We start from the raw sequence: 4,537 nt of genomic DNA on the forward strand, positions 1-4,537 counted from the left end.
CCTCGGCCGGGTCGAGGTCGAGCATCGCGAGGGTGCGGACGGCGGTGCGCAGCTGGCCCATGGCGACGGCGGCGCGCAGGCCGCGGCCCATCACGTCGCCGATGACCAGGGCGGTGCGGTTGCCGGGCAGCGGGATGACGTCGAACCAGTCGCCGCCGACCTCGGTGTTGTTGTTGCTGGGCAGGTAGCGGCAGGCGATCTCCAGGCCGCTGGCGGCCGGCTTGCCCGGGGGCAGCAGGCTGCGCTGGAGGATCAGCGCGCGCTCGTGCTCGCGGCGGTAGAGCCGGGCGTTGTCGATGCAGACGGCGGCGCGGGCGACGAGTTCCTCGGCGATCGCGACGTCGCGGGCGTCGAAGGGCTCGCTGCCGATCGCCCGGGAGAGCTGGACCAGCCCGAGCACCTGGTCGCGAGCGACCAGCGGGACGATCAGGGTGGAGCGCAGCAGCGGGTCGCGTCCGGGGTCGGGGACGACGCTGCGGCCGGTGCGCAGCGCCCGGGCGTGCGGGGAGCGGCGCGGGTAACAGAGGGTGCCGCCGGCCTCGGCGATCGGCAGGCTGGTGACCGAGCCGAGCACCGAGGAGGCCTCGCCGATCACGCTGGAGACGGCGACCCGGCGCAGTTCGCCGCTGCCGTCGGTGAGCACGGTGTCCCCGAGCCGCCCGGCGCTGGGGACGGTCTCGCCGGAGAGCAGCGCGGTGTACAGGTCGACGGTGGCGAGGTCGCAGAACGGCGGGACGACGACGTCCAGCAGTTCCTTGGCGGTGGTCTCCAGGTCGAGGGTGGAGCCGATGTGCGCGCTGGCCTCGTTGAGCAGGGCGAGGTTGCGGCGCACGCCGTCGGCCTCGCGCTCGGCGACGTGCCGGCTGGTGACGTCGGAGACCTGCCCGGCCACGCCCATCGGGTGGCCGGCCGCGCCGTTGAGCCGGTACAGCGAGACGGCCCAGAGCCGGTTGCCCTCGCGGGTCGGGACGGCACCGTGGAAGCGCAGGTCGAAGACGGGTTCGCCGGTGGCGAGGACCTTGCGCAGGGCGGCGGTGAGCCGGTCGGCCTCGGAGGGCGGGAAGAGGTCGTGCGCGGTGAGGCCCTCCAGGTCGGTGGGGACGAGTCCCATGCCGGAGGCGAAGGCGTCGTTGACCCGCTGCAGCCGCAGCCGGTCGTCGAAGAGCACGAAGCCGGTGGGGGTCTGGCCGAAGACGGCCTCGGAGGCGGCGAGGTCGGTCTCGATCCGGCGCAGTCGGCCGAGGTCGACGGCCAGACAGGTGGCGCCCGCGGTGGGCAGGGAGCTGTCGGGCATCAGGTAGAGCTCGGCGAGGCCCTCGCCGCCTGCGGCGTCCCGGTAGGGGGCGGTGCCGACCCACTCCTCGCCCGCGAGGGTGCGCTCCAGCCGGGTACGGCCGCGCTGCCACAGTTCGCGGGGGACGAAGGTGGTGACGGGGTCGGCGCCGACGGCCTCGGCGGCGGGGACGCCGAAGAACTCGGCGGCGCGCTCGCTCCACTGGCTGATCCGCCCGTCGGGGCCGATCGCGAAGGTGGCGACCCGGATGTAGTCGTAGAACGAGCCGGGGTCGCCGGTGCCCCAGGCCCGTTCCTCGGCGACGGGGCGGGCGGCCGGTCGGGCGCCGCGGCCCGGGCCCGTGCCCCCGGTGTCCGGCGGGGCCGCCGGTACGGGCAGGTGCGGGGAACCGGCCTGCCCGGGTACGGCGGCATGACCGCTGCTGCTCGGCGCGTTCCGCGCCGGAGTGCTGTTCAACGGACCGACCCCTCCAACCCGCGACCGTCCGGATGTCGAGAAGACCGAGTATTCATCATCGAGGGGTACGTTCACACGCCCTCAACATCACAACATCAGATCGGGCGAAGGTTTTTGTCCTACCGCCCGCGCAACCACAATGCCACGCCCGCGCCCCCTTCCGGAGCGCGCGCTCCCCTCGGGCGCCCGATGGCATGTGCAGCACTGTTCCACTCGCGTTCTACTCGCCTCATGATCCGTTCATGATCCGTCGGGCTCATTACCCGGCAGCGCGAGCTCGAACCAGACGACCTTGCCGATCCCCTCGGCCCGGGCACCCCAGTGCAGGGCCAGCCGGTGGACCAGCTCCAGGCCCCGGCCGCCCTCGTCGGCCTCGGCCGCGTGCCGCTCCCGGGGCGGGTCGGGCAGCGGGTCGGAGATCTCGACCAGCAGCGTCTCGCCGAGCGTCAGCCGTACCCCGATGGGGGCGCTGGCGTACCGGATGGCGTTCGTGACCAGCTCGCTGACCAGCAGCTCGGCGGTGTCGGTGCATTCCTCGACGCCCCACTCGGCGAGCGTTCCGCGGACCAGCCGGCGGGCCCGGGAGACGGCGGTGGGTTCGGCGGGCAGGGTCCAGCCGGCCGTCGGGGTGCCGGCCTGGCCGTGCCCGAGCCGGGCCAGCAGCAGCGCGACGTCGTCCGGCTCGCGCCCCTGCTCCATGGTGTCGAGCACCGCCTCGCAGGCGGCCTGGATGGACGGGTACGGCTCCTGGAGCACGGTGATCAGCCGGTCGAGGCCGACGTCGAGGTCCTTGTCGCGGGACTCCACCAGACCGTCCGTGCAGAGCGCGAGCAGGCTGCCCTCGGGGATCTTCAGTTCGACGGATTCGAACGGGACTCCGCCGACACCGAGCGGCGCGCCGGAGGGCAGGTCGAGGATCCGTCCGGCGCCGCCGGGCAGCGGGCCGCCGGTGCGGGTCGGCTCCGCGCTCTCCTCGCCCGGCACCACCAGCACCGGCGGGATGTGCCCGGCCTTGGCGACGGTCAGCTTCGCGGTGTCCGGGTCGAAGACGGCGTAGACGCAGGTGGCGAGCAGCGCCTCGTCCGGCCCCTGGGCGAGGTCGTCGGCCAGCTCGTGTACGTGCCTCAGCAGGACGTCCGGCGGCAGGTCCAGGGCGGCCAGCACCCGTACGGCGGTGCGCAGCCGGCCCATGGTGGCGGCGGCCCGCAGGCCGTGGCCCATCACGTCGCCGACCACCAGCGCGGTGCGGTCGCCGGGCAGCGGGATGACGTCGAACCAGTCGCCGCCGACCTCGGTGCCGCTGCTGCCGGGCACGTAGCGGTAGGCGACCTCGACGCCGGTGGGCTGCGGGACCTGCTGCGGGAGCAGGGTGCGCTGGAGGGTGAGCGCGGCGGTGCGCTCGCGGGCGTAGAGGCGGGCGTTGTCCAGCGAGCTGCCGGCCCGGTCGGCGAGTTCGACGGTGAAGGCGAGGTCGTCCCGGTCGAAGCCCTCGCGGTAGCCGGCCCGGCTGACCAGCAGCAGCCCGATCACGATGCCGCGGGCCCGCAGCGGGACGACCAGCATCGAGTGCACGCCGAGGTCGTGGGCGGCCTGCATCTTGGGGTCGCCCGGGTAGGTCACGTCGTCCAGCTGGTCGGAGCCGGAGAGCAGCTCGGGCACGCCGGTGCGCAGCACCCGGCCGCAGGCGGAGTCCTCGGCGAAGGTGATCCGGGCGCCGCGCCGCAGCATCACCTCGACCTCGGGGCCGTCCTGGACGGAGGCGGTGCCGAGCTGGAGCAGCGAGGTGCGCCGGTCGTGGCCGTGCCGGGGCAGGTCGTCGCCGTGCGCGACGGCCTGGAGCAGGATCACCGCCGAGTGGTCGGTGAGCCGGGGGACGACGGCGCTGGCGAGCTCCTGGGCGATCCGGGAGGCGTCGAGCAGGTCGCCGACGCGGGAGCCGAACTCGTTGAGCAGCGAGAGCCGGCGCCGGGCGTGCTCGACCTTGGCGACGGCCCGGTAGCGCTCGGTCACGTCCATCACGGTGCCGGAGATGCCGAGCACCCGGCCGGAGCGGTCGGTCATCCGGCTGTAGGAGATCGAGCGGTAACCGGCCCGGGTGGTGACCGGGGAGGCGAGGGTGACGTCGATGACCGGCTCACCGGTGGCCAGCACCTGGCGCTGGATCGCGGTGATCTCGTCGGCGGCCCGCTCGGGCAGGGTCTCGCCGGTGGTGCGGCCGACGTGGTCCTCCAGGGCGACGCCGTTCATCTCGGCCAGGGTCTGGTTGACGGCGGTGTAGCGCAGGTCGGTGTCCATGATGGCGATGCCCAGCGGGGACTGCTCGAACAGCGCGTCGCGCACCGCGAGGTCGCGCTCGACGGCGCCGACGGCGCCCGCCTCGGCCATGTTGATCTGCAGGAACGGGGTGCCGTCGCCGTCCACCAGGAGGGAGATCCGGGCGTCCACGGCGACCGGCAGGCCGTCCCGGTCGCGCAGCTCGGCGTACCCGGCCCAGCGGCCGTGCCGCAGGGTGCCCTGGATCGCGGCCCGGATCCGGACGACCTGCTCCTGGTCGGGGATCAGCTCGTCGATCCGGCGGCCGACCAGCAGCTCGCTCGGCCAGCCGAGCAGTTCCTCGGCGGCCGGACTCCAGAGCACCACCCGGCCCGCGGTGTCCAGGATCGCGATGGCGACCTTGAGCATGTCGAGCAGGCTGCCCTCGGCGGGTGTGCCGAAGACCCGGGCGGTGTCGGCGGGCCCGCCGGGGAACGCCCGGCCGGGGCGGCCGCGCTGGCCGGGCGGCGTGCC

2 protein-coding genes are annotated in these 4,537 nt (G+C 74.5%); both read right to left on the reverse strand.

Going from position 1 to position 4,537, the window contains the following annotated elements:
* Positions 1 to 1,750 (reverse strand): PAS domain-containing protein (locus J0670_RS30940; protein ID WP_243437772.1); only part of this gene is annotated, 1,750 nt, incomplete at its 3' end.
* A gap of 240 nt (positions 1,751 to 1,990) precedes the next feature.
* The coding region (locus tag J0670_RS30945) for a SpoIIE family protein phosphatase (protein ID WP_374223201.1) at positions 1,991 to 4,537 on the reverse strand (2,547 nt) is incomplete at its 5' end.

This window comes from Streptomyces sp. FH025 (assembly GCF_017427025.1).
Taxonomy (GTDB): Bacteria; Actinomycetota; Actinomycetes; order Streptomycetales; family Streptomycetaceae; genus Kitasatospora.